This window comes from Mitsuaria sp. CC2, assembly GCF_048957715.1.
Taxonomy (GTDB): domain Bacteria; phylum Pseudomonadota; class Gammaproteobacteria; order Burkholderiales; family Burkholderiaceae_C; genus Roseateles.
In genome coordinates this window covers 40,547-60,456 of record NZ_JARVXN010000001.1, presented here as the reverse complement: position 1 = coordinate 60,456, position 19,910 = coordinate 40,547, and the positions used below count along the sequence as shown (strand labels likewise).

The following is a 19,910-nucleotide window of genomic DNA, read 5'->3' as shown; positions in this document are numbered from 1 at the left end:
TCACTCCTAGAGGGGGCTGGAAAGAAAGGAAGAGTCGTGGGGCAAGGGCCCAGCGGGGACGATTTAGCAGTTTGCATGCCAGCAGATGGTGGCACGATGACAGCCAGGCGCCAGAGCGGTGCATGACGCGCAAGCCCTTGATGCCCAACGCGCCAGACGGGGGCGGCAACCGCCGATCAGAGAGGACCGGGGTCGGGCCGCCCGTGACACGCTCCTCGCACGGGCCCGACTCGGTGCATCATCGCACCAATTCAGTGCTGATGGCGGCACCAAACTGGACAACGCCCGCCCGCAGGGCGGCGTAGGCGGCGTCCATGGCGGCGGCGTCGCCCTTGACGCCCAGTTCGATGTGGCGACCCCATTGCGGATGGTCGACGCTGGGCAGCGAGAAGACCTTGATGCCGGGGTAGTCAGCTTCGACACGTTCCATCAGCGGCGTGAGGCTGGCCTCCATCGCGCCCTGCACGATGAGCGAGCGCTCGCGCGTGCCGACCTGGCGGTGCAGGTCGGCGTGCAGGTGGTCGAGGACCCACTCGATCATCGGATGCGCCATCACCGGGAAGCCGGGGACGAAGTAGGCACGACCGACCGAGAAGCCGGGGATCTTGTTGTAGGGGTTCGGGATGATGGCGGCCCCTTGCGGGAACAAGCCCATCTCCATGCGACGCCGCGTGTCGGGGTGGTCGCGCTCGGGCGTCGTGCCCTGCTCCGCCGCCATCTGCTGGACGCGCTGCCAGATCAGTTCGGCGGCCTCGGGATGCAGGGCCAGCGGCTGGCCCAGCGCCTCCGCCGCCGCCTGCCGCGTGTGGTCGTCCGGCGTCGCGCCGATGCCGCCGCAGCTGAAGAACAGGTCGCCGCTGTCGAAGGCGGCGCGGTACTCGCGGATCAGGTGCTCGCGGTCGTCGCCGAGGTACTTCGCCCAGGCCAGCGACAGCCCGCGCGCGCTCAGCAGTTCGATCACCTTGGACAGGTGCTTGTCCTGACGCTTCCCGGACAGGATCTCGTCGCCGATGATGAAGAGGCCGATGTTCATGCGGGGTTCCTGCGGAAACGTGGGATCGGAAGTCGGGGCGGGCTCAGAGCGGCGAGGGCTTGTTCTCGATGCGGGGAGCCGCTCCGGGTGCCGGGTCTTGCCGCTCATCGATCCCTTCGACGTCGTCGGCGTCGTCGACGATGCGAGGCGGCGCGGTCGCGTAGTTCGCCGGCAGCGCGTCCATCACCGGATCGGGCGCGCGATCGGACAGGGTGTCGGCGCGACGCATTTCCTGCAACGCAGCCAGCGCGTAGTGCGCGAACCAGAGCGAGCTGAACGCGAAGACCAGCGTGTAAAGCCAGACCGAGACCAGGATGAGCACCGGCGCAAAGGCGATCGTCAGCGCGCCCAGCGCCCAGATCGCGGCGGGGGCCGCGCCGAGGTAACCGGTCGCCAGACCGAGGACGAGCAGCGGCATCCGGTGCTCGCTGATGAGGCGCCGCCGCTCAGGTCCGGAGGCATGTTCGGCAAGCACGTCGAAGGTGAAGACGCGATAGCCCAGCCAGCCCCAGATCAGGGGCGGCAGGATCAACGCCAGCGGCGGGATCAGCCAGAACGGCAGCGACGCGATCAGCAGCACGACGCACAGCACCGTGTGGCCCAGCGACCAGCTCAGGCTGGCGACGAAGCCCGCGCCGCGCTTGCGTTCCAGGCTGGCGAAACGCCGCTGCGCGACCAGGTCCACCATCGACGGCGTCATCAGCAGCGCGACCAGCAACAGGCTGAGCACGACCAGCGCCGGCACGGCCATCGCGAGCACGATGATGGGCGCGAGCACGGTGCGGAACGAGGCCGCGCCCAGGCTGTCCAGCCACTTCAGCATGCCGTCGATGAGGCTCCACGACTCCATCGTGGCGCGCACGCCGGCCACCGCCGCTTCCCAGAAGAAGTAGCCGAGTCCGAAAGCCAGTGCCGCCGAGACGATCAGCGGCAGCAAGGACAGGCCGATCACGCGCGGATGCAGGCAGTACGCGACGGCGCGCCAGAACGAGTCCGCCAGGCGGCTCATCGGCTTGATCATCAGTCGTTCCCTCCGGCCGGAACACGGCCGTTCATGTCCGCCGGCGGGCGGCCGGCGATCTCCCTGGGCGCGCCGCCGGATGGACCGGCTCCGCCTCCGGGCGCAGGGGCGATCTTGTCACGTCCGACGAGCCGCTTGAGGCCCAGCCACTGCTGCGCCCAGAAGCCGCGCCCGTAGTCGCGCCCGCCCTCTTCGGGCAGCTGGTCGCGCACACCGGTCGCGTCCCAGCGGTCCTCGAAGTTGGCGGTGCGGAAGATCACGTCCCAGATCGGGAACATGACCGCGAAGTTGTGGCCGCCCAGGGTGCCGCGACCGAAGCCTTCATGACCGATGCCGATCGAGTGATGCAGCCGGTGGAAGCGCGGGCTCACCAGCAGCCGTTCGCCGATCAGGCCGAAGGTCAGGCGCAGATTCGCGTGCTGCAGGTTCTCCAGCAATTGCGAGACCGCCACCAGCGCGACGAATTGTCCGGGACCGACACCGATCAGCCGCGCCGTGATGGCGACGGCGCTGTCGATGATCAGGTCGTCGAGCAGGTGGTTGCGGCTGTCGCTCCACATCGTCATCTGGCGCTGGCTGTGGTGCAGCGAGTGCAGCGCCCACCACCAGTTCCACGAATGCTGCGCGCGGTGCAGCCAGTACATCAGGAGGTCGAAGGCGACCAGATAGACGATGAAGCTGACCCAGGCCACGTCGGTGACGCCGGGCCACAGCGCGTCGAGCTGGAAGGTCGGGATGCCCTGCATGCGCATCTCGCCGACGGCGCCGTCGAACAGCGGCTCCAGCGAGAAGAACATGACCAGCCGGAACAGCCCCAGCCGCTGGATCAGCGTGTAGACGATGTCGATGCGGATCGCGTGGCGGTCGGTGACGGCCTCCGCCGGACGCCAGCGCTGCAGCGAGCCGATCACCGCCAGCATCACGACGATCTGGATCAGGCCGACCAGCAGCCAGCCGGTCGCGTCGAACGCGTCCTCGAGCAGGTTGCCGTACCCGAGGTTGAAGACGATCGGTTGAATGACGCTCTCGAACAGCGCCTGCTGCGCCTGTCCGAACAGATCGGTGAACCAGTCCATCACGCCGTCGGTCCTCCAGGAAAGTTCAGCCTCAGCGCCGCTGCGCAACGGCCTCTTGCGGCTTGCGCATCCATGCGACATACGCCGGATGATCGCGCAACGGCGCGAAGCACATGCCCCGGTTCTTCAATCCCTGCAGCAGCGGTTCCAGCACCGTCGGCGCCCAGGGGTCCTGGCGCGACCAGATGCCCAGGTGCGCCATCAGGATGTCGCCCGGCTTGACGCGCCGAAGCGCCTGCTCCAACAGCGCCTGGTTGGGGAACTTGTCGCTCGGCAGTTCGTCGCCGAGGAAGCCGGACGGGTTCCAGCCCACATGGCGGAAGCCGCAGGCCTGCGCCGCCGCCAGCAGCGCCGGCGAGGTGCGTCCGGCCGGCGCGCGGAAGATCATGGACATGGGCCGGCCCGTCATCTCGAGGAAGCGTCGCGCGGGGCGCTTGAGTTCCTCGCAGTATTCGGCCGCGCTCAGCACGACGTTCTGCGGCACCTGCTCGCCCGCGGCGCGCTTGAAGCGGAACCGGCCGTCCGGCAGGTCCGCGGACCAGGCGTCGTGGTACCAGGTGTGGGAGCCGAAATCGTGACCCTGCTCGGCCAACTGCTTCCACCACGGCGCCCACTTGTCGTCCAGCGTCTGGCCGCCGTCCATCGTCGGCTCCTGGGCCAGGAAGAACGTGGCCTTCGCGTCGAAGCGCTTGAGCGTGTCGACGATCAGCGGCGCGACGCCCATGTGGCCGGTGTCGAAGGTCAGGTAGACCGGCGTGTCGCAACGGGCGGGCGCGGACGTCCCCTGCGGCTGCGCCTGCACGACGGCCGTCAGGCCGAGCAGCATCAGCGCGCCGTGGCGCAAGACCTGGCGCCGGACGGACCGCCGCAGCGGGGAGGGAACGAACGACATCTTCACGCGGACGGGCCTGATCCGGGAGCGCTCACTGGCGCGGCATCTGGTCGAGCGTCCAGACGCCGTGCGGCGACTTGCCGACCTTGACCTGCTGCAGGATCTGCTTGGTCTGGAGGTCCATCACCGTGAGCTTGCGGGCCCAGCGCGACGTGAACATCAGCGTGCGTCCGTCGGTCAGGATCTCCATGTCGTCCGGGCCGCCGGGCGCCTTGAAGGTCTCGACGACGCTGAAGTCCGCCAGCGCGATCTTGCTGATGGTGTTGGCCGCGCGGTTGCTCACCAGCACATGCTTCCTGTCGCCGAGCGCGCGGAACGAATGCGCGCCGTCGCCGGTCTCGATGCGCTTGACCAGCCTGGGCTGGGCGGCGCCGACGTCGTAGACCTCGACGCTGCGCTCGCCGGTCAGCGCGACCAGCAGGTACTTGTCGTCCGGCGTCAGGTAGAGGTCGGCGGGCAGCTTCCCGACGGGAATCTTCCAGCGCGGGGCCATCGTGTTGAGGTCGATGGACAGCAGTTCGCTGCTGTCCTGCAGGCTCGCGTAGACGACGCTGCTCTTGCTGTTGATGGACAGGTGGCTGGGTGTCTTGGGCGCGGAGAAGCGCTTGAACAGCGCCAGCGGCTGCGCCGCGTTCTGCGGCTGCCACTTGTAGATGTCGACGTGGTCCAGCCGGTTGCCGGCCAGCACCAGCCACTTCATGTCAGGCGAGAAGCGCAGGTGGTACGGATCGGGGATGCCGCGCACGGTGCGCTGCACCTCGGCCGTCACCGGATCGAGGAAGGTCAGCGAATCGCCCAGCGCGTTGGCCACGACCATGGTCTTGCGGTCGGGCGTCAGGTAGAGGTGATGCGGCTCCTTGCCGGTCGGGATGCGCTTGACCTCGCGGAAGCCCTTCGGGTCGATCACGCTGATGTCGGCGTCCAGCGAGTTCAGCACGAAGATGGGACTGCCGACGGACGCGAAGGCGACCGGGGCCGCAGTCAGCGCGCCGAACGCGGCCACGGCGGTGGCGACCAGGGCGACCCGCACGGGCCGCACGAGGGAAGACAGCATGGAGATCCTCAACGGAGATGCGCGGCGCGCCCAGCGCCACGCAGCCTTCAAGTGTAAGGCGGGTTCACCCTAGGGTCCGGCCTGAACAGGGCCCCGGAACCCCTGCTGCCGTTGCATTCAGTTGCGCCAGACTTGCCGCCAGGGTTGCGGCAAGTCTGCGCATCGCGAACTTTCTGGGACACCCAGGAGGCGTCCCGGCAGCCCCTCATTCGTCGTCGCCGCCCAGGAGCCCACCCAGCAATCCACCGCCGGCGAGACCGGTCAGGAGACCCCCCTCCTCCCGGGAGCCCCCGCGCTGCGGGGCTGCGGCGAAGACGCGCGACGCCAGACGGGAGAAAGGCAGGCTCTGCAGCCACACTTCCCCCGGACCGGTCATCTTGGCCAGGAACAGACCTTCGCCGCCGAACAGGGCGGTCTTGATCTTGCCCACATACTGAATCTCAAAACTCACGCTGGGCGTGTAGGCGACGACGCAGCCGGTATCCACCAGCAGCGTCTGACCGGGTTGGAGCGTACGTCGAACCACGGTACCCCCCGCATGCACGAAGGCCAGCCCATCACCATCGAGCTTCTGCATGATGAACCCTTCGCCACCGAAGAAGCCTGTCGACAGGCGCTGCTGGAGAGCAATCCCCAGCGACACCCCGCGTGCCGCGCAAAGGAACGCGTCCTTCTGGCAGATGAGCGTGCCTCCGAGCTTGCCGAGATCCATCGGCAGGATCTTGCCGGGATACGGCGCCGCGAAAGCGACCCGCAACTTCCCATGACTCTGGTTCGTGTAGACCGTGGTGAACAGCGATTCCCCGGTCACCAGCCGCTTGCCGGCGCCCAGCAATTTCCCGAAGAAACCGCCCTGGCTGGCGGACCCGTCGCCGAACACCGTGTCCATGCCGATCCCGGCATCCATGAACATCATGCTGCCGGCTTCGCCGATGGCGGCTTCGCCGGGGTCGAGTTCGACCTCGACGAACTGCATTTCGGCACCCTTGATCTCGTAGTCGACAACATCCATGGCCATGGTCTTCACCTTCTGTCTTTTCACTTGGAAACGGGCGCGATATTAACGTTTCGCGGCCATCCTCTACTGCGGTCATGACGCCCATGTCTCCAGACGAAAGCGCAATCAACGCCCCCCTGAAGCCCGGCGACAGCTACGTGCAATCCTTCGCGCGCGGCCTGTCGGTGATCCGGACCTTCGACACCCACCACGCCCGGCAGACGCTCACGGAAGTCGCCAAACGCTGCGGGCTGACGCGCGCCGGCGCGCGTCGCATCCTGCTGACGTTGCAGACGCTGGGCTACGTGAGATCGGAGGGGCGGCTGTTCGAACTGACGCCGAAGATCCTCGATCTCGGCTTCGCCTACCTGTCCTCGCAGCCGCTGTGGCGCTTCGCGGAGCCGGTGGCCATCCAGCTGGCCAACGACCTGCGGGAGTCCGTCTCCATCGCGGTGCTCGACGGCGACGACGTGGTCTTCGTGCTGCGCGCGCCGCTGCGCAAGATCCTGTCCGACCCGATGGGCATCGGCAGCCGGCTGCCGGCGTGGGCGACGGCGACGGGCCGGGTGCTGCTCGCCTCGTTGCCGGTCGAGGACCGCGAGACCCGCCTGGCGCAGGTGCAGCTGGCGCGGCGCGCGAGCAACACCGTGCGCTCCCCCGAGGAGTTGCGCGCCGCGATCGAGCAGGCGCGGCGCCAGCACTGGTGCCTGGTGGACCAGGAGCTGGAGGACGGCGTGCTGAGCGTGGCCGTGCCCATCACCGGACGTGACGGTCGCGTCGTGGCCGCGATGAACGTCAGCACCCATGCGTCGCGCACGCCGCCGCAGATGCTGCTGGAGCAGGGGCTGCCGAAGCTCCAGGCCGCAGCGCAGAACCTGTCGCAGCTGCTGGTGTTGATGAAGAAGGACTGAGGAAGACGCCTCAACGACGAAGGGCTGCCGAGGCAGCCCTTTTTCATGGGAACGGGCCCGCGGCCGTCAACCCATGTGCAGCCCGCCGTTGCAGCTGAAGTCCGCGCCGGTGGTGAAGCCGGAGGTTTCGCCCGCGAGCCAGCCGACGATGGACGCGATCTCCTCGGGCTCGCCGAGGCGCTTCACCGGGATGCCGGCCACGATCTTCTCGAGCACGTCCGGGCGCACCGCCTTGACCATGTCGGTGCCGATGTAGCCCGGGCTGACGGTGTTCACCGTGATGCCCTTGGACGCCAGTTCCTGCGCCAGCGCCATCGTGAAGCCGTGCATGCCGGCCTTGGCCGCCGAGTAGTTGGTCTGCCCCGCCTGGCCCTTCTCGCCGTTGACCGACGAGATGTTGATGATGCGGCCCCAGCCCTTGTCCACCATGCCCGGCACCACCTGCTTGGTGACGTTGAACATGCTGTTGAGGTTGGTGTCGATCACGGTGTCCCACTCGTCGCGGGTCATCTTCAGGAACATGCGGTCCTTGGTGACACCCGCGTTGTTGACCAGCACGTCGATGGTGCCGTGCTCGGCGATCGTGGCTTCGAACGCGGCGACGGTCGAATCCCAGTCGGCCACGTTGCCGGCGGAGCAGAAGAAGGTGTAGCCCTGCTCCGCCTGCTCGCCCAGCCACTTGCCGCGATCGCGGGTGGGGCCGCAGCCGGCGATGACCTTGAAGCCGTCCTGGTGGAGGCGCTGGCAGATGGCGGTACCGATGCCGCCCATCCCGCCGGTGACGTATGCAACTTTCTGACTCATGCTTGCCTCCTGTATGACACCCCGGAGCGCCGCGTCCGCGGCCGGGGTGTCTGGAATGTCGAAACGGGAAAGACGCGAAGTTGATCGGAGAGATGACAGGCCGTCACTGGCGGCGTCAGCGTTCGACGCACAGGGCGACGCCCATGCCGCCGCCGATGCACAGGCTGGCGATGCCCTTCTTCGCATCGCGCTTGATCATCTCGTGCAGCAGCGTGACCAGGATGCGGGCGCCCGAGGCGCCGATCGGATGGCCCAGCGCGATCGCGCCGCCATTGACGTTGACCTTGCTGACGTCCCAGCCCATCTCCTGATGCACCGCGCAGGCCTGCGCGGCGAAGGCCTCGTTGATCTCCAGCAGGTCCAGGTCCTTGGGCTGCCAGCCGGCGCGCTGCAGCGCCTTGCGCGACGCGGGTACCGGCCCCATGCCCATGGTCTTCGGGTCGACGCCGGCGCTCGCATAGGACGCGAGGCGCGCCAGCGGCGTGAGTCCCAGCGCCTTGGCCTTGGCGTCGGTCATCAACACGAGGCCCGCGGCCCCGTCGTTCAGGCCCGAGGCATTGCCGGCGGTCACCGACCCGGCCTTGTCGAAGGCGGGTTTCAGGCCGGCCAGCGCCTCGGCGTTGGACTTGCGGTTGATGAACTCGTCGGCCGCGAACACGACCGGATCGCCCTTCTTCTGCGGGATCGTCACCGGCACGATCTCGGCGGTGAAGCGGCCCGCGTCCTGCGCCGCCGCGGCCTTCTGCTGGCTGGCGAGCGCCAGTTCATCCTGCTGCGCGCGGCTGACGTGGTACTCCTTGGCCACGTTCTCGGCGGTGATGCCCATGTGGTACTGGTTGTACACGTCCCACAGGCCGTCGGTGATCATGGTGTCGACCAGCTTCCAGTCGCCCATGCGCTGGCCTTCGCGCGAGCCCGGCAGCACGTGCGGGGCCAGACTCATGCTCTCCTGGCCGCCGGCGATGATGATGTCCGAATCGCCATCGCGGATCGCCTGCGCGGCCAGCATCACGGCCTTCAGGCCGGAGCCGCAGACCTTGTTGATCGTCATGGCCGGCACGGTCACCGGCAGGCCCGCCTTGATGACGGCCTGGCGTGCCGGGTTCTGGCCGACGCCGGCGGTCAGCACCTGGCCGAGGATGACCTCGTTGATCTGGTCGGGCTGCAGGCCGCTTCTGCGCAGCAGCTCCTGGATGACGATCGCGCCCAGCTCGCTGGCGGGGGTCTTGGACAGCGTCCCTCCAAACTTGCCGATCGGCGTGCGCGCCGCGGCGACGATGACGATGTCTTGCGGTGAACTCATGACTCGCTCCTCTTTCGAAACTGCTGAACGACGGACGTCAGCGGGTGAATGCGGGATCAACGTTGCGGGATCGACTCTGAACCGGTTGGGTTCTCATGGCGCGGGAATGGGTTTCACGCGCGCTGCTTCACATAGCGGCCTGGCGCCGGCTCGATGGCCTCGTGGCCGCGACCGCCCGGCTTGCGCGGTGCCGCCTTCTGCGGACCCGCGTGGCCGGCCAGCCACTGCGACCAGTCGGTCCACCAGCTGCCGGGATGCTCGGTGGCGGACTGCAGCCATTGCTGGTTGTCGGCCGGCAGCGCCGCGCCCTTTCCAATCCAATGGCTGCGCTTCTTCTTCTCGGGCGGATTGATGACGCCGGCGATGTGCCCGGACGCGCCGAGCACGAAACGCTTCCTGCCCTTGAACACCTGCGTGCTCCGGTAGGCGGCGTCCCACGGGACGATGTGGTCCTCGCGCGAGCCGTAGATGTACACCGGCGCCTGGATGGCGCCGAGGTCGATCCGCTCGCCGCAGACGGTCAACTGGCCCGGGATGCGCAGCTCGTTCTGCAGGTAGGTGTGGCGCAGGTACCAGCAGTACATCGGCCCCGGCAGGTTGGTCGCGTCGCCGTTCCAGTACAGCAGGTCGAAGGCCGGCGGCGCATCGCCCTTCAGGTAGTTGCCGACGACGTAGTTCCAGACGAGGTCGTTGGGACGCAGGAAGCTGAAGGTCGTCGCGAGTTCCTGCCCCTTGAGCAGGCCCGGGCCGCTCACGGCCTGGTCGCCCAGCGTCATCTCGCGCAGCTGCACGGCGGGCTCGTCGATGAACAGGTCCAGGATGCCGTTGCTGCTGAAGTCGATCAGCGTGGTCAGCAGGGTGACGCTTTCGGCGGGCTGCTCGCCGCGCGCGGCCAGCACGGCCAGCGCGGTCGCCAGGATGGTGCCGCCGACGCAGAAGCCCAGCGTGTTGATCGTGTCGGTGCCGGCGATCTCGCGCGTGACCTCGATGGCCTTGATCGCGGCCTGACCGATGTAGTCGTCCCAGGTCCAGTGCACGCAGTCGGCGTCGGGGTTGCGCCAGCTCACCACGAAGGTGCGATGGCCCTGCGCCACCGCATAGCGGATCAGCGAGTTCTCCGGCTGCAGGTCGAGGATGTAGTACTTGTTGATGCAGGGCGGCACCATCAGCAGCGGCCGCGCATGCACCTTCGCGGTGAGCGGCTTGTATTCGAGCAGCTGGAAGAACGCGTTCTCGAAGACGACGTGGCCCTCGGTGGTCGCGACATTGCGCCCGACCTCGAAGGCCGACTCGTCGGTCTGGGACACGTGACCGCGCCGGACGTCGGCCATCAGCAGCTGCAGGCCGCGCGCCAGGCTTTCTCCCTGCGTGTTCAGCGCGCGCTGCTGCGCTTCGGGATTCAGCGCGAGGAAGTTGCTCGGCGAGGACGCGTCGACGAACTGCTGCACCGCGAAGCGGACACGGGCGCGGGTCTTGTCGTCGGCCTGGACCTGATCGGCCATCCGCTGCAGCGTCTTCGCGTTGAGCAGGTAGAGCTGCGCGGTGAAGTGGGCGAGGCGGTTCTCGTTCCAGGACGCATCGGCGAAGCGGCGGTCCTTCAGCGGCGTGGTCATCGCAGTGGCCGGAGCGGCCGCGGTGGCGGCGGGCGCAGTGGAAGACGTCGCGACCTGGGACTCACCGAGCGCGGCGTTCCACAGCGCGCTGGCCTGGCTGATGTACTCGGACTGCAGCCGCGACCACGCGTCGGGCGGGATCTGCATCGCCTGCAAATGCTTGAAGGCGTCGCCGAAGCCGTGCGACAGGCTGCTGGCCGCCTGCTGGGCCTGCTGAGCCCAGTGTTCGAAACCGTGGACCGATGTGCCGGGGAATCCGGCGGCGGCGTTGTTCGCGCTCATGTGTCTCCTCTTGCCGACCTGTGCAAGAAGCTTGCCACAGCCGGTCACGCGGAAGATGCGGATCGACGGGGAGGCTTCGCATATGCTCAGGCGCTTTGTAGCTCGATCAGCTTACCCCCGCGTGACGCTGCTGTCGCGAAGACCCGAGGAAATCGTTGATGTATCTGGTGGCCATCGCGTGGATGTATGTGGTGCTGATGATGGCGATCGTCGAGGCCTTCAGCACGCAGGGCACGGTGCTGGGCGCGCTCATCACCTTCGTGCTCTACGGCGTGGTACCGCTATCGATCGTCATGTACCTGATGGGCACGCCCGGGCGGCGCGCCGCGCGCCGGCGGGCGGAGGCGTCAGCGCAACCGGATGACGGCGGCCATGCGCCCGCTGCGCCGTCCGTCGACGCGCTCGTGTCGGAACGAAAAGAACCGTGACGGCTCGCTGAGCGTGCACCAGCCGCCGCCGCTGACGGCCGCGATGCCGAGCGCTGCCAGCCGGCGCCGGGCGAGGCCGTAGAGATCGGCGCGCCAGCGCGCCTCGCCTGGTTCGTTCCGTTGGAAACGGAACATCGGTTGATCCTGATGCAGCGGCTCGGCACCGAAGGCTGCAAGCACGTCGGCGCCGACTTCGAACTGATCCGGTCCGATGCAGGCGCCCATCCACGCGCTGATGTCGTGAGGCTCGCAGCGCGCCGCGTCGCACATCGCGGCGACGGTGTTCTCGAGCACGCCGCCCGCGAGTCCCCGCCAGCCCGCGTGCGCTGCGCCGACCACGCCCGGTCCGGCGAACAGCACCGGCAGGCAGTCCGCGACCATGACCGCGCAGGCGAGCGCTGGATCGGTGCTGATCGCCGCGTCCGCCGGCTCGGGATCGGCATCGGGCAGCGCGTGCTCGGCGCGCAGGCGCAATACGGTCGTCCCATGCACCTGCTTCAGGAAGACGGGATGACCGCCGATCGCGGCGGCGACGCGCCGGCGGTTCTCGACCACATGGGCGGGGTCGTCACCGACGGAGCGCCCGAGGTTGAGGCTCGCCAATCCGCGTTGATCGTCCGGCGCCTGCGGGCCGCCGCTGACGCCGCCGGCACGCGTGGTCATGAAGGCGTCAACATGCGACGCAGCCCATGCCGGCCTCAGCCAGTCCTCATTCCGCATCGGGACAGGCGCTCGGCTGCGTCTTGCTGAAGGCGTCGAGCGCCATGCACTGCTCGAAGATCCTCGTGACCGTCGGCACGTGATCGAGCCGGCTGTCGAAGCGCTGTGCGTTGAAGATCTGCGGCACGAGCACGCAATCGGCCATCGTCGGCGTGTCGCCGACGCAGAAGCGGCCCGAACGTCCTTCTGCCTTCAAGCGCTGCTCGACGACCGCCAGCCCGCTCTCGACCCAGTGGTGGATCCAGCGGGTCTTGTTGTCGTCGCCGACGCCCAGGTCCTTCACCAGGTAGCGCAGCACGCGCAGGTTGTTCAGCGGATGGATCTCGCAGGCGATGTCCTGCGACAGCGCGCGGATGTAGGCGCGGCTCAACGCGTCGCCGGGCAGCAGGGGCGGCTCGGGATGCGTCTCGTCGAGGTACTCGATGATCGCCATCGACTGCGTGACGAGCGCGTCGCCGTCCTTGAGCAACGGGACCAGACGCGACGCGGAGACGGCGGCGTAGGATTCGTTGAACTGCTCGTTCTTCGCGAGGTGGACCGGCTTGTAATCGAAGTCCAGGCCCTTGAGCGCCATCGCGATGCGGACGCGGTAGGAGGCGGACGAACGGAAGTAGTTGTAGAGCTCCATGGCCGACGATGATGCCACGGGGTCCGCGATGGAGGCCGGTACACTGCGGCCATGTTCCAAGCGCGGCGCTTCCAGCATTGCCCTACCTGCGGCGGCCAGATCGACTACCGCATCCCGGCCGATGACAACCGGGAGCGCGCGACCTGCACGGCGTGTGGCGCGATCCATTACGAGAATCCGCTGAATGTCGTCGGCACCTTGCCGGTGTGGGGCGATCAGGTGCTGCTGTGCAAGCGCGCGATCGAACCGCGGCTCGGCAAGTGGACGCTGCCGGCGGGCTTCATGGAGCTGGGTGAGACGCTGGCCGAAGGCGCGGCGCGCGAGACGGTCGAGGAGGCCGGCGCGCAGATCGAGCTGCAGAACCTGTACTGCGTGATGAACGTGGTCCGCGTGGGGCAGGTCCACACCTTCTACCGCGCGAAGCTGCTGAGCCCGGAATTCGACCCGGGTCCGGAAACCCTCGAAGCCAGGCTGTTCCTCGAACACGAAGTGCCGTGGGACGAAATCGCCTTCCACACGATCCGCGAAGCGCTGCAGCGCTTCTTCGACGACCGCCGCAGCGGCAACGGGTATCCGCTGCATACGGCGGATATCGACTAGTTACCGCAGGGTGCGCTGACGAGCGTCTTCAATCCACTCGTCGAAGAGCTCATCCATCTGCGACTCGGTCAGCACGCGACCGTCGCGAATGTCGATGAGTCAGGGCTTGATTTCCTGTGCCGAGGCCCACGGGCCGGTGATGCCGTCGAGTTCGCAGTCCCACAGCGCCTGTGCGTCGAGCGCATCGGTGACGCCTTCCGCATAGACCTTCAGAGAGAGGCTGCGCAGCATGACCACCAGGCTGCGCACGAAGGCCGCGCGACCCACATCCGCCGACACGCCGCTGACCACCGAGCTGTCGAGCTTCACGTAGTCCAGTCCGGCCTGGAAAAGACGATCGATTTGAGCGAGTCCGGCGCCCGCGTGTTCGAGGCCGAGCTGCACGCCGAAGGGACGCAGTTGACGACCGAGTTCCTGCAGCGCCTCGAAGTGCTGCGCTGCCGCCGGCTCCGCCACTTCCAAACCGATCTGCCGCCGCGCGGCGGCCGGCGCCGCCTGCACCAGTTCGCGGGCGCGGGCGACGAAGCTGCCGTCGTTGAGCGACGCCGGCGCCACGTTGACGCAACGCATCCGCGAGTCCCGTTGCGTCGCCTGCAGCGCCAGCGCCAGGGCTTGCAAGTCAGCCTCGGCACTCAGTCGATGGCGCAACGCCAATGGCAGCCAGCGCGCGGCCGGCTCGAATTCGCCGACGGGGTTCAGCTTCAGCTGCAGCGGGCACTCCAGGTGCAAGACCTGACGCTCGCGCCCGATCAGCGGGAACTCCAGCAGCCGGCTGCGTTGATGCGCCAACGCATCGGAGATCAGCGCGCGCCACGCGCGCTCGCCCTGCGCCACCTCGTCCGACGGCGGCGCCTCGCGCAGCTCCAGAACGACGCCTTCGCCCTGCTCGGCCTTGGCCAGCGCTGCGTCGGCCGCAGCGAACCACGCGCTCATCGGCTGGTCGCGCATCAGCTCGACCGCGCCCAGCGCGACGCCGACGCCCGGCCCCAGGTTCTGCAAGCCGGCCCGCAAGGCGTCGGCCAGCGCCTGCGCCGTGTCACCGACCACGTTCGGCGCCGGCAGCCACAACGCGAAGTCCGAGCCGTTGAGCCGCCCCGCGAGGCAGCCCCGCACCTGCTCCGGATACACGCGAAGCGCCTGCGCGATCGCCATCAGGGCCTGGTCCGTCGCGCCGTGCCCGAGGCGCTGGTTCAGGCCCTGCAGATCCCGCAGACGAAGCAGCACCAGCCCCGCGCGCAACGGACCGTCGTCGCGCTCCAGCGCCGAATTCAGTTCCGCCACGAACTGCCGCCGGTGCGACAGTCCCGTGAGCTCGTCGCACAGCAGCTGGTGATGCAGCGTGCGCAGCTGCTCGGCCTGGGCCTCGAACATCTGCCGCGTGCGCAGCACCATCGTGTTCATCGCGCTCGTCAGCTTGCGCATCTCCGGCACGCGCGGCTCCAGCACGGTCTCGAAGCGACCTTGCGAAACGCCCTCGGCCTGCCGCACCGCCGTGTCCAACGGCCGGCGCAACCGCGCCAGCACCGCCGCTGCGGCCACGCCCGTCGCCAGGCCCACGGCCAGCAGCCACAGGGCCGTGCTGACCGTCGCGCGCCACAGCGCCTCGTGCACGTAGCCGGTCTGGCCGCGCAGCTCGATCTCGCCAGCGGCCTTCCAGCCGTCCGACACTTTGGCCACACCCGGCGCCACGTCCAGCCGGAGCAGCGCCACGAACCAGCGCGGCGCGTGCGAGGTCTGCGGCGTCTCCAGATGCCGTTCGAACACCGGCTTGCCGCTGCCGTCGCGCCAGCGCACGCTCTCATAGGCGCCCGCGTCGAATTGCGCCGAGATCAGCAGCGACATCAGCTCCGCATCGCCCTTCTGCTGCGACAGCGCCAGCGCCAGCGCGTTGGCGTTGTCGGCGTTCTTCAGTTGCGCCTGTGTCTGCAACAACTCCCGCAACGACCAGGTGCTCACCGCGACGCCTCCCAACGCCGACGCCAGCACCGCGCCCAGGACCAGCCACCAGATTTGTCTTATCAGGGACATGTCGTGAATTCTCCGTCGCCCATCAGAAGCCCTCCGCCTTCGCCTTCGCCAGCAGGTCGCGCCACAGCGACAGCCGCACCAGCGGATTGCCCGCCGTCGTCCCTCCGACGCCGCTCCACAAGCCCTCGCCGTTGAAGCTGAACACGGGGGTCAGGTCGGGCCTCAGCGACGCGGGGCGGATCTCCGGGTTGATATTGTCCAGAATCAAGGGCTCCGCCTCCGGCTGCGCATAGTAGGCCAGGACCATGTGCGCCTGGGGCCGGCCCTGGAACTGCGCCCTCACGTACACCATCCGCAACTTGGCCTGCGGCACGCCGGCGCTCAGCAGACTCATGTACTTCGCGATGGCGTAGTCCTCGCAGTCGCCCGCCCCCTTGTCCAGCAGCTCCAGCGGCGTGGCCCAGTAGTCGATCTGGCCCCACACGTCGATGTCGTCCTTGAACGCCACCCGCTGGTTGAAGAAACTGTTGACCGTCGCGAGCCGGTCGCGCTCCTCGGGCATCGCCGCGGCGCGGTCGGCCATCTGGATCATGGACCGTACCGACGCCTGCGTCTTCGGCGACAACTTCGCCGCGGACTCGGTCAGCTTGTCGCGGTCCCAACCCCAGGCCAGCGCGGACCACAGGCCCGCCACGCACGCCATCACCGCCAATGCCCGTTGCGCCGGCCGGATTGTCCGGCCAGCGCGCGACGCTGTGCGAGTGACGAAACGTGACATGCGCTGCAATGTAGCTGCCCCGGCGCCCCGCCTCGGGCGAAGAGCGATAGACCAGGCGCGCCTCGACACACGCCTGCGGACAAGCGGCAATTTGCCGCACCCCCTTCAAGACCCAGGTCGGAGAGCGCCGGGATAATCCGTCGCTCACATGAAGACCCAAGCCATCCGTCAGGAACTCGATCAGGCCCGCGCCCACGGCCCGTTGCGCCAGATCCAGATTCCGCCCTGCCCCGAGCTGCTGCAGCGCCTGCGCGCGGCGATGGCGTTGCCTCAACCCGATCTCAACGAGGTCGGCCGCGTCGCCGCCGCCGACGTGGCGATGTCCGCGACGCTGCTGCGCGTGGCCAACAGTCCGTTGCATCTTGTGGCAGGCCATGTGCCCTGTACGACCGTCGGCCAGGCCATGTACCGCCTGGGCCTGGACGAGAGTGTCGCGCTGATGCAGGCCTTCCTGGTCCGTCACGCAATCCCGGTCAACAGCCCGCACCTGCTGCGCTTCTGGCAACGTTCGACCAAACGCGCGGTCGCGATGGGCTTCATCGCCGGCCAGTTGCCCGGCATGCGCGTCGACCTGGCGCAAAGCTATGGGCTGTTCTGCCACGTCGGCATGCCCGTGCTGCTGCAGAGCGTGCGCGGCTATGGCGCCACCATGGTGGAAGCCGGCGCCCGCATCGACCGCCCGTTCATCGCAACGGAGAACGCCAACCACCGCACCGACCACGCCGTCGTCGGCGCGCTGGTGATCAAGGTCTGGCACCTGGCCCCGGAACTGATGACAGCCATCCGGCTGCATCACGACTTCGAAGCGCTGAAGGACGAGAGCATCGAGCCGGAAATCCGCTCGCTGATCGCCGCCGGCTTGATCGCCGAGCACCTGATGCGCCAGCACGAGGGATTGGATGAGGACGTGGATTGGGCCGCCAATCGCGAAGCCGCGCTGGCCTGGCTGCACCTGTCCGAAGACGAGCTCGAACAGTGGGACGACGCGTTGCGGCCGCTGCTGGACGAGGCCTGAGATCGGCTTGCGGGGTCAGGCGGCGCGGACAGCCACACGGGCAGCAGCCAGATCCCAACGCGCACAACCGACACTCTTGAAGAGCCGCGTGCGACCATCGTCGACAGGGCGCTGACCCAGCACGAGATCGTCGATCGCATCCTGCGGCTCGAAACGACCCGCCGCCATCAGGTCACCCGCCTCGGCCTGCGCACCGACCGGGTCGTCCACCCAGATCTGCGCGCCGCGGACCAGCTCCTGCGGAAGTTCCACCATGTCGTCGCGGAACGCGCCGACACCGATCACCACCGCGCCTTCGCCGACACCAGGACGCAGCACGGGCACGCGACTGGTCGTCGCGCACACGATGACATCCCAGTCGTGACGCGTCTGGGATTCCGCCGGCAACGGCTCGACGCCGAGCTCCTCGACAAAACCTGGCACGGTCTGATGTCCCTGCACGTGGATGGTCGCCTGCGGGTGCAGCGCCTGGAGTGCTTCCACGTGCGCCCTTGCCTGCACGCCGCCACCCACCACCAGCGCGCGGCGCGGCGCCTTGCGGACCAGGTGCTGCAGCGCCAGCATGCTGACGGCCGCTGTGCGGCGTGCAGTCAGCGCAGGGCCGTCCAGCACCGCCAGACGCTGACCGGTGCGGCTGTCCAGCACAACGACCTCCCCCGCGATCGTCGGCAGGCCGAGCGCCGCGTTGAGCGGATGCACGCTGACAAGCTTGGTGATCGACAGCGTGTCGCTCAGGCAGGGCATCACCAGCAGCACGCCGTCCTGGCGCAGCGGCAGCACCTGCCGCGGCGGACAGGTGAGCCGGCCGTCGCGGTGCTCGCGGCAGACCAGCGCGATCTCCTCCATGAGAGGAGACCACGGCAACGCGCGCGAGGTGGCGGCAGCGTCGAGAACCAGCATCCGGTCGCGAGTCCCTTGGATGGCGCGGGCCGCGCTTACTTGCGCGGCGGCGGCAGGTCGGTGCACGAGCCGTGCGCGACTTCCGCGGCCATCCCGATCGATTCGCCCAGCGTCGGATGCGGGTGGATCGTCTTGCCGATGTCGACGGCGTCCGCGCCCATCTCGATGGCCAGGGCGATCTCGCCGATCATGTCGCCGGCATGCGTGCCGACGATGCCGCCGCCGATGATGCGGTGCGTTTCCTCGTCGAAAATCAGCTTGGTGAAGCCCTCGTCGCGGCCGTTGGCGATCGCCCGCCCGGACGCCGTCCACGGGAACAGCCCCTTCTTGATCTTCAGTCCGCGGGCCTTGGCGTCGTCCTCGGTGACGCCGACCCAGGCCACTTCCGGATCGGTGTAGGCGACGCTCGGAATCACACGCGCATCGAAGCGCGATCTGGCCAGCGATTCGTCGCCGAGCAGTTCGCCGGCGATGACTTCCGCCGCGACGTGGCCCTCATGCACCGCCTTGTGCGCCAGCATGGGCTGGCCGACGATGTCGCCGATGGCGAAGATGTTGGACACGTTGGTGCGCATCTGCACGTCGACCGGGATGAAGCCGCGATCACCGACGATCACGCCGGCCTTGTCCGCGCCGATCTTCTTGCCGTTGGGCGAACGGCCCACCGCCTGCAGCACCAGGTCGTAGACCTGCGGCTCCTTCGGGGCGCCCTCGCCTTCGAAGGTCACCTTGATGCCTTCGGGCGTCGCTTCGGCGGCGACCGTCTTCGTGTTCAACATGATGTGGTCGAAGCGCGGCGCGTTCATCTTCTGCCAGACCTTGACCAGGTCGCGGTCCGCGCCGGTCATCAGCGTGGGCAGCATTTCCACGACGTCCAGGCGCGCGCCCAGCGTCGAGTAGACCGTGCCCATCTCCAGGCCGATGATGCCGCCGCCGACGATCAGCATGCGCTTGGGCTGCGTCGTCAGTTCCAGCGCGCCGGTCGAGTCGATCACGCGCGGATCGTTCGGCATGAAGGGCAGCCGCACCGCCTGCGAGCCCGCGGCGATGATGATCCTGCGGAACTTCAGCGTCTGGGTCTTGCCGGTGCGCTCCTGGGCCTCGCCGCTGGTCTCCTCGACCGACAGCTGGTTGGCGTCCAGCAGCGTGCCGTAGCCGCGCACGACGGTGACCTTGCGCATCTTGGCCATCATCGTGAGGCCGCCCGTGAGCTTGCCGACGACCTTGGACTTGTGCGCGGCCAGCTTGGGCAGCTCGACCTTGGGTTCGGCGAATTCGACGCCCAGGTCGGCGAAGTGCTTGACCTCGTCCATCACCGCCGCGACGTGCAGCAGCGCCTTGGACGGGATGCAGCCGACGTTCAGGCAGACGCCGCCCAGCGTGGCGTAGCGTTCGACGATCGCGACCTTCAGGCCCAGGTCCGCCGCGCGGAACGCGGCCGAGTAGCCGCCGGGGCCGCTGCCGAGCACGATCACGTCGTACTCGCCGTCGACCGGGGGGGTGTAGGCCGAGTCCTGCGGCGCGGCAGCGGCGGGAGCCGCAGCGGGCGCGGGCGCCGGAGCAGCCGGAGCGGGTGCAGGTGCCGCGGCGGCCGGAGCCGGAGCCGGAGCCGGCGCGGCGGCGGCAGGCGCCGGTGCGGCGGCCGCGTCGCTGTCCAGCACGACGAGCAGGTCGCCCTGGTTGAGCTTGTCGCCGAGCTTGACCTTGAGTTCCTTGACCACGCCGGCGGCGGAGGACGGGATCTCCATCGAGGCCTTGTCGGACTCGACGGTCACCAGGCTCTGCTCGGCCTTGATCGTGTCGCCGACCTTGACCAGGACTTCGATGATCGCGACGTCCTTGAAGTCCCCGATGTCGGGAACCTTGACTTCAACTTGTGCCATGTCC

General features: G+C 68.3%; 19 protein-coding genes. 4 read left to right on the top strand and 15 right to left on the bottom strand.

The genetic code is table 11. From position 1 onward, the window contains the following. Positions 1 to 238: 238 nt before the first annotated feature. The 6 genes from PV762_RS00235 to PV762_RS00210 all read right to left on the bottom strand — a co-directional run bounded on the left by PV762_RS00235 (position 239) and on the right by PV762_RS00210 (position 6,094). Complete coding sequence (locus tag PV762_RS00235) at positions 239 to 1,033, bottom strand: competence/damage-inducible protein A (RefSeq protein WP_421033020.1); 795 nt, start codon at positions 1,031 to 1,033, stop codon at positions 239 to 241. Positions 1,034 to 1,076: 43 nt separating this feature from the next. Continuing rightward, entirely contained in the window at positions 1,077 to 2,054 is a 978-nt protein-coding gene (locus PV762_RS00230) for an EI24 domain-containing protein (protein WP_421033019.1), read from the bottom strand. Continuing rightward, complete coding sequence (locus tag PV762_RS00225; RefSeq protein ID WP_421033018.1) at positions 2,054 to 3,130, bottom strand: sterol desaturase family protein; 1,077 nt, start codon at positions 3,128 to 3,130, stop codon at positions 2,054 to 2,056. Before PV762_RS00225 ends, PV762_RS00230 begins: the two co-directional genes overlap by 1 nt. Before the next feature lie 31 nt (positions 3,131 to 3,161). Then, positions 3,162 to 3,956, bottom strand: coding sequence for a polysaccharide deacetylase family protein (locus tag PV762_RS00220; RefSeq protein WP_421033068.1), 795 nt, complete (start codon positions 3,954 to 3,956; stop codon positions 3,162 to 3,164). Between the two features lie 97 nt (positions 3,957 to 4,053). Further along, positions 4,054 to 5,076, bottom strand: a complete 1,023-nt coding sequence (locus PV762_RS00215) for a YncE family protein (RefSeq protein WP_421033017.1) — start codon at positions 5,074 to 5,076, stop codon at positions 4,054 to 4,056. 205 nt (positions 5,077 to 5,281) lie between these two features. Then, entirely contained in the window at positions 5,282 to 6,094 is an 813-nt protein-coding gene (locus PV762_RS00210) for a TIGR00266 family protein (protein WP_421033067.1), read from the bottom strand. A gap of 83 nt (positions 6,095 to 6,177) precedes the next feature. On the opposite strand from PV762_RS00210, the gene PV762_RS00205 reads away from it, so the two are divergent. Further along, entirely contained in the window at positions 6,178 to 6,984 is an 807-nt protein-coding gene (locus PV762_RS00205) for an IclR family transcriptional regulator domain-containing protein (RefSeq protein WP_421033016.1), read from the top strand. Positions 6,985 to 7,050: 66 nt separating this feature from the next. On the opposite strand, the gene phbB is transcribed toward PV762_RS00205, so the two are convergent. The 3 genes from phbB to phaC all read right to left on the bottom strand — a co-directional run bounded on the left by phbB (position 7,051) and on the right by phaC (position 10,986). Continuing rightward, positions 7,051 to 7,788: an acetoacetyl-CoA reductase gene (phbB, locus tag PV762_RS00200; RefSeq protein ID WP_421033015.1), complete on the bottom strand. Its 738-nt coding sequence runs from the start codon at positions 7,786 to 7,788 to the stop codon at positions 7,051 to 7,053. 115 nt (positions 7,789 to 7,903) lie between these two features. Further along, on the bottom strand, positions 7,904 to 9,091 hold the full coding sequence (locus tag PV762_RS00195; RefSeq protein WP_088408985.1) for an acetyl-CoA C-acetyltransferase: 1,188 nt from the start codon (positions 9,089 to 9,091) through the stop codon (positions 7,904 to 7,906). A gap of 113 nt (positions 9,092 to 9,204) precedes the next feature. After that, positions 9,205 to 10,986 carry a class I poly(R)-hydroxyalkanoic acid synthase gene (gene phaC, locus PV762_RS00190; RefSeq protein WP_421033014.1) on the bottom strand — a complete coding sequence of 594 codons (1,782 nt, stop codon included), beginning with the start codon at positions 10,984 to 10,986 and terminating at the stop codon, positions 9,205 to 9,207. Between the two features lie 158 nt (positions 10,987 to 11,144). Between phaC and PV762_RS00185 the strand changes: the two genes are divergently transcribed. Then, positions 11,145 to 11,414 carry a hypothetical protein gene (locus tag PV762_RS00185; RefSeq protein WP_421033013.1) on the top strand — a complete coding sequence of 90 codons (270 nt, stop codon included), beginning with the start codon at positions 11,145 to 11,147 and terminating at the stop codon, positions 11,412 to 11,414. Here the strand turns inward: PV762_RS00185 and pgeF are convergent. Both pgeF and maiA read right to left on the bottom strand, forming a co-directional pair. After that, complete coding sequence (pgeF, locus tag PV762_RS00180) at positions 11,334 to 12,077, bottom strand: peptidoglycan editing factor PgeF (RefSeq protein WP_421033012.1); 744 nt, start codon at positions 12,075 to 12,077, stop codon at positions 11,334 to 11,336. The two genes, PV762_RS00185 and pgeF, sit on opposite strands and share 81 nt — an antisense overlap. 46 nt (positions 12,078 to 12,123) lie before the next feature. Continuing rightward, positions 12,124 to 12,762 carry a maleylacetoacetate isomerase gene (maiA, locus tag PV762_RS00175; RefSeq protein WP_421033066.1) on the bottom strand — a complete coding sequence of 213 codons (639 nt, stop codon included), beginning with the start codon at positions 12,760 to 12,762 and terminating at the stop codon, positions 12,124 to 12,126. Positions 12,763 to 12,813: 51 nt separating this feature from the next. On the opposite strand from maiA, the gene PV762_RS00170 reads away from it, so the two are divergent. Beyond that, complete coding sequence (locus PV762_RS00170) at positions 12,814 to 13,362, top strand: NUDIX hydrolase (RefSeq protein ID WP_421033011.1); 549 nt, start codon at positions 12,814 to 12,816, stop codon at positions 13,360 to 13,362. Positions 13,363 to 13,461: 99 nt separating this feature from the next. Here PV762_RS00170 and PV762_RS00165 read toward each other — a convergent pair whose 3' ends face one another. Together PV762_RS00165 and PV762_RS00160 are read right to left on the bottom strand one after the other, a co-directional pair. Beyond that, positions 13,462 to 15,390 (bottom strand): bifunctional diguanylate cyclase/phosphodiesterase, encoded by a 1,929-nt coding sequence (locus PV762_RS00165; RefSeq protein ID WP_421033010.1) that lies wholly within the window; start codon positions 15,388 to 15,390, stop codon positions 13,462 to 13,464. A gap of 22 nt (positions 15,391 to 15,412) precedes the next feature. Further along, on the bottom strand, positions 15,413 to 16,033 hold the full coding sequence (locus PV762_RS00160) for a transglutaminase-like cysteine peptidase (RefSeq protein WP_421033009.1): 621 nt from the start codon (positions 16,031 to 16,033) through the stop codon (positions 15,413 to 15,415). Positions 16,034 to 16,256: 223 nt separating this feature from the next. Between PV762_RS00160 and PV762_RS00155 the strand changes: the two genes are divergently transcribed. Next, on the top strand, positions 16,257 to 17,123 hold the full coding sequence (locus PV762_RS00155; RefSeq protein ID WP_421033008.1) for an HDOD domain-containing protein: 867 nt from the start codon (positions 16,257 to 16,259) through the stop codon (positions 17,121 to 17,123). Positions 17,124 to 17,138: 15 nt separating this feature from the next. Here the strand turns inward: PV762_RS00155 and PV762_RS00150 are convergent, their stop codons facing one another. Together PV762_RS00150 and lpdA are read right to left on the bottom strand one after the other, a co-directional pair. After that, positions 17,139 to 18,023 carry a delta(1)-pyrroline-2-carboxylate reductase family protein gene (locus tag PV762_RS00150; protein ID WP_421033007.1) on the bottom strand — a complete coding sequence of 295 codons (885 nt, stop codon included), beginning with the start codon at positions 18,021 to 18,023 and terminating at the stop codon, positions 17,139 to 17,141. 35 nt (positions 18,024 to 18,058) lie between these two features. Beyond that, positions 18,059 to 19,906 (bottom strand): dihydrolipoyl dehydrogenase, encoded by a 1,848-nt coding sequence (lpdA, locus tag PV762_RS00145; RefSeq protein ID WP_421033006.1) that lies wholly within the window; start codon positions 19,904 to 19,906, stop codon positions 18,059 to 18,061. Positions 19,907 to 19,910: the final 4 nt, after the last annotated feature.

Coding starts and splice junctions, on each gene's coding strand:
- PV762_RS00235 (WP_421033020.1), bottom strand. CDS start 1,033: ATGAACATCGGCCTCTTCATCATCGGCGACGAGATCCTGTCCGGGAAG.
- PV762_RS00230 (WP_421033019.1), bottom strand. CDS start 2,054: ATGATCAAGCCGATGAGCCGCCTGGCGGACTCGTTCTGGCGCGCCGTC.
- PV762_RS00225 (WP_421033018.1), bottom strand. CDS start 3,130: ATGGACTGGTTCACCGATCTGTTCGGACAGGCGCAGCAGGCGCTGTTC.
- PV762_RS00220 (WP_421033068.1), bottom strand. CDS start 3,956: ATGCTGCTCGGCCTGACGGCCGTCGTGCAGGCGCAGCCGCAGGGGACG.
- PV762_RS00215 (WP_421033017.1), bottom strand. CDS start 5,076: ATGCTGTCTTCCCTCGTGCGGCCCGTGCGGGTCGCCCTGGTCGCCACC.
- PV762_RS00210 (WP_421033067.1), bottom strand. CDS start 6,094: ATGGCCATGGATGTTGTCGACTACGAGATCAAGGGTGCCGAAATGCAG.
- PV762_RS00205 (WP_421033016.1), top strand. CDS start 6,178: ATGTCTCCAGACGAAAGCGCAATCAACGCCCCCCTGAAGCCCGGCGAC.
- phbB (WP_421033015.1), bottom strand. CDS start 7,788: ATGAGTCAGAAAGTTGCATACGTCACCGGCGGGATGGGCGGCATCGGT.
- PV762_RS00195 (WP_088408985.1), bottom strand. CDS start 9,091: ATGAGTTCACCGCAAGACATCGTCATCGTCGCCGCGGCGCGCACGCCG.
- phaC (WP_421033014.1), bottom strand. CDS start 10,986: ATGAGCGCGAACAACGCCGCCGCCGGATTCCCCGGCACATCGGTCCAC.
- PV762_RS00185 (WP_421033013.1), top strand. CDS start 11,145: ATGTATCTGGTGGCCATCGCGTGGATGTATGTGGTGCTGATGATGGCG.
- pgeF (WP_421033012.1), bottom strand. CDS start 12,077: ATGACCACGCGTGCCGGCGGCGTCAGCGGCGGCCCGCAGGCGCCGGAC.
- maiA (WP_421033066.1), bottom strand. CDS start 12,762: ATGGAGCTCTACAACTACTTCCGTTCGTCCGCCTCCTACCGCGTCCGC.
- PV762_RS00170 (WP_421033011.1), top strand. CDS start 12,814: ATGTTCCAAGCGCGGCGCTTCCAGCATTGCCCTACCTGCGGCGGCCAG.
- PV762_RS00165 (WP_421033010.1), bottom strand. CDS start 15,390: ATGTCCCTGATAAGACAAATCTGGTGGCTGGTCCTGGGCGCGGTGCTG.
- PV762_RS00160 (WP_421033009.1), bottom strand. CDS start 16,033: ATGGCGTGCGTGGCGGGCCTGTGGTCCGCGCTGGCCTGGGGTTGGGAC.
- PV762_RS00155 (WP_421033008.1), top strand. CDS start 16,257: ATGAAGACCCAAGCCATCCGTCAGGAACTCGATCAGGCCCGCGCCCAC.
- PV762_RS00150 (WP_421033007.1), bottom strand. CDS start 18,023: ATGCTGGTTCTCGACGCTGCCGCCACCTCGCGCGCGTTGCCGTGGTCT.
- lpdA (WP_421033006.1), bottom strand. CDS start 19,906: ATGGCACAAGTTGAAGTCAAGGTTCCCGACATCGGGGACTTCAAGGAC.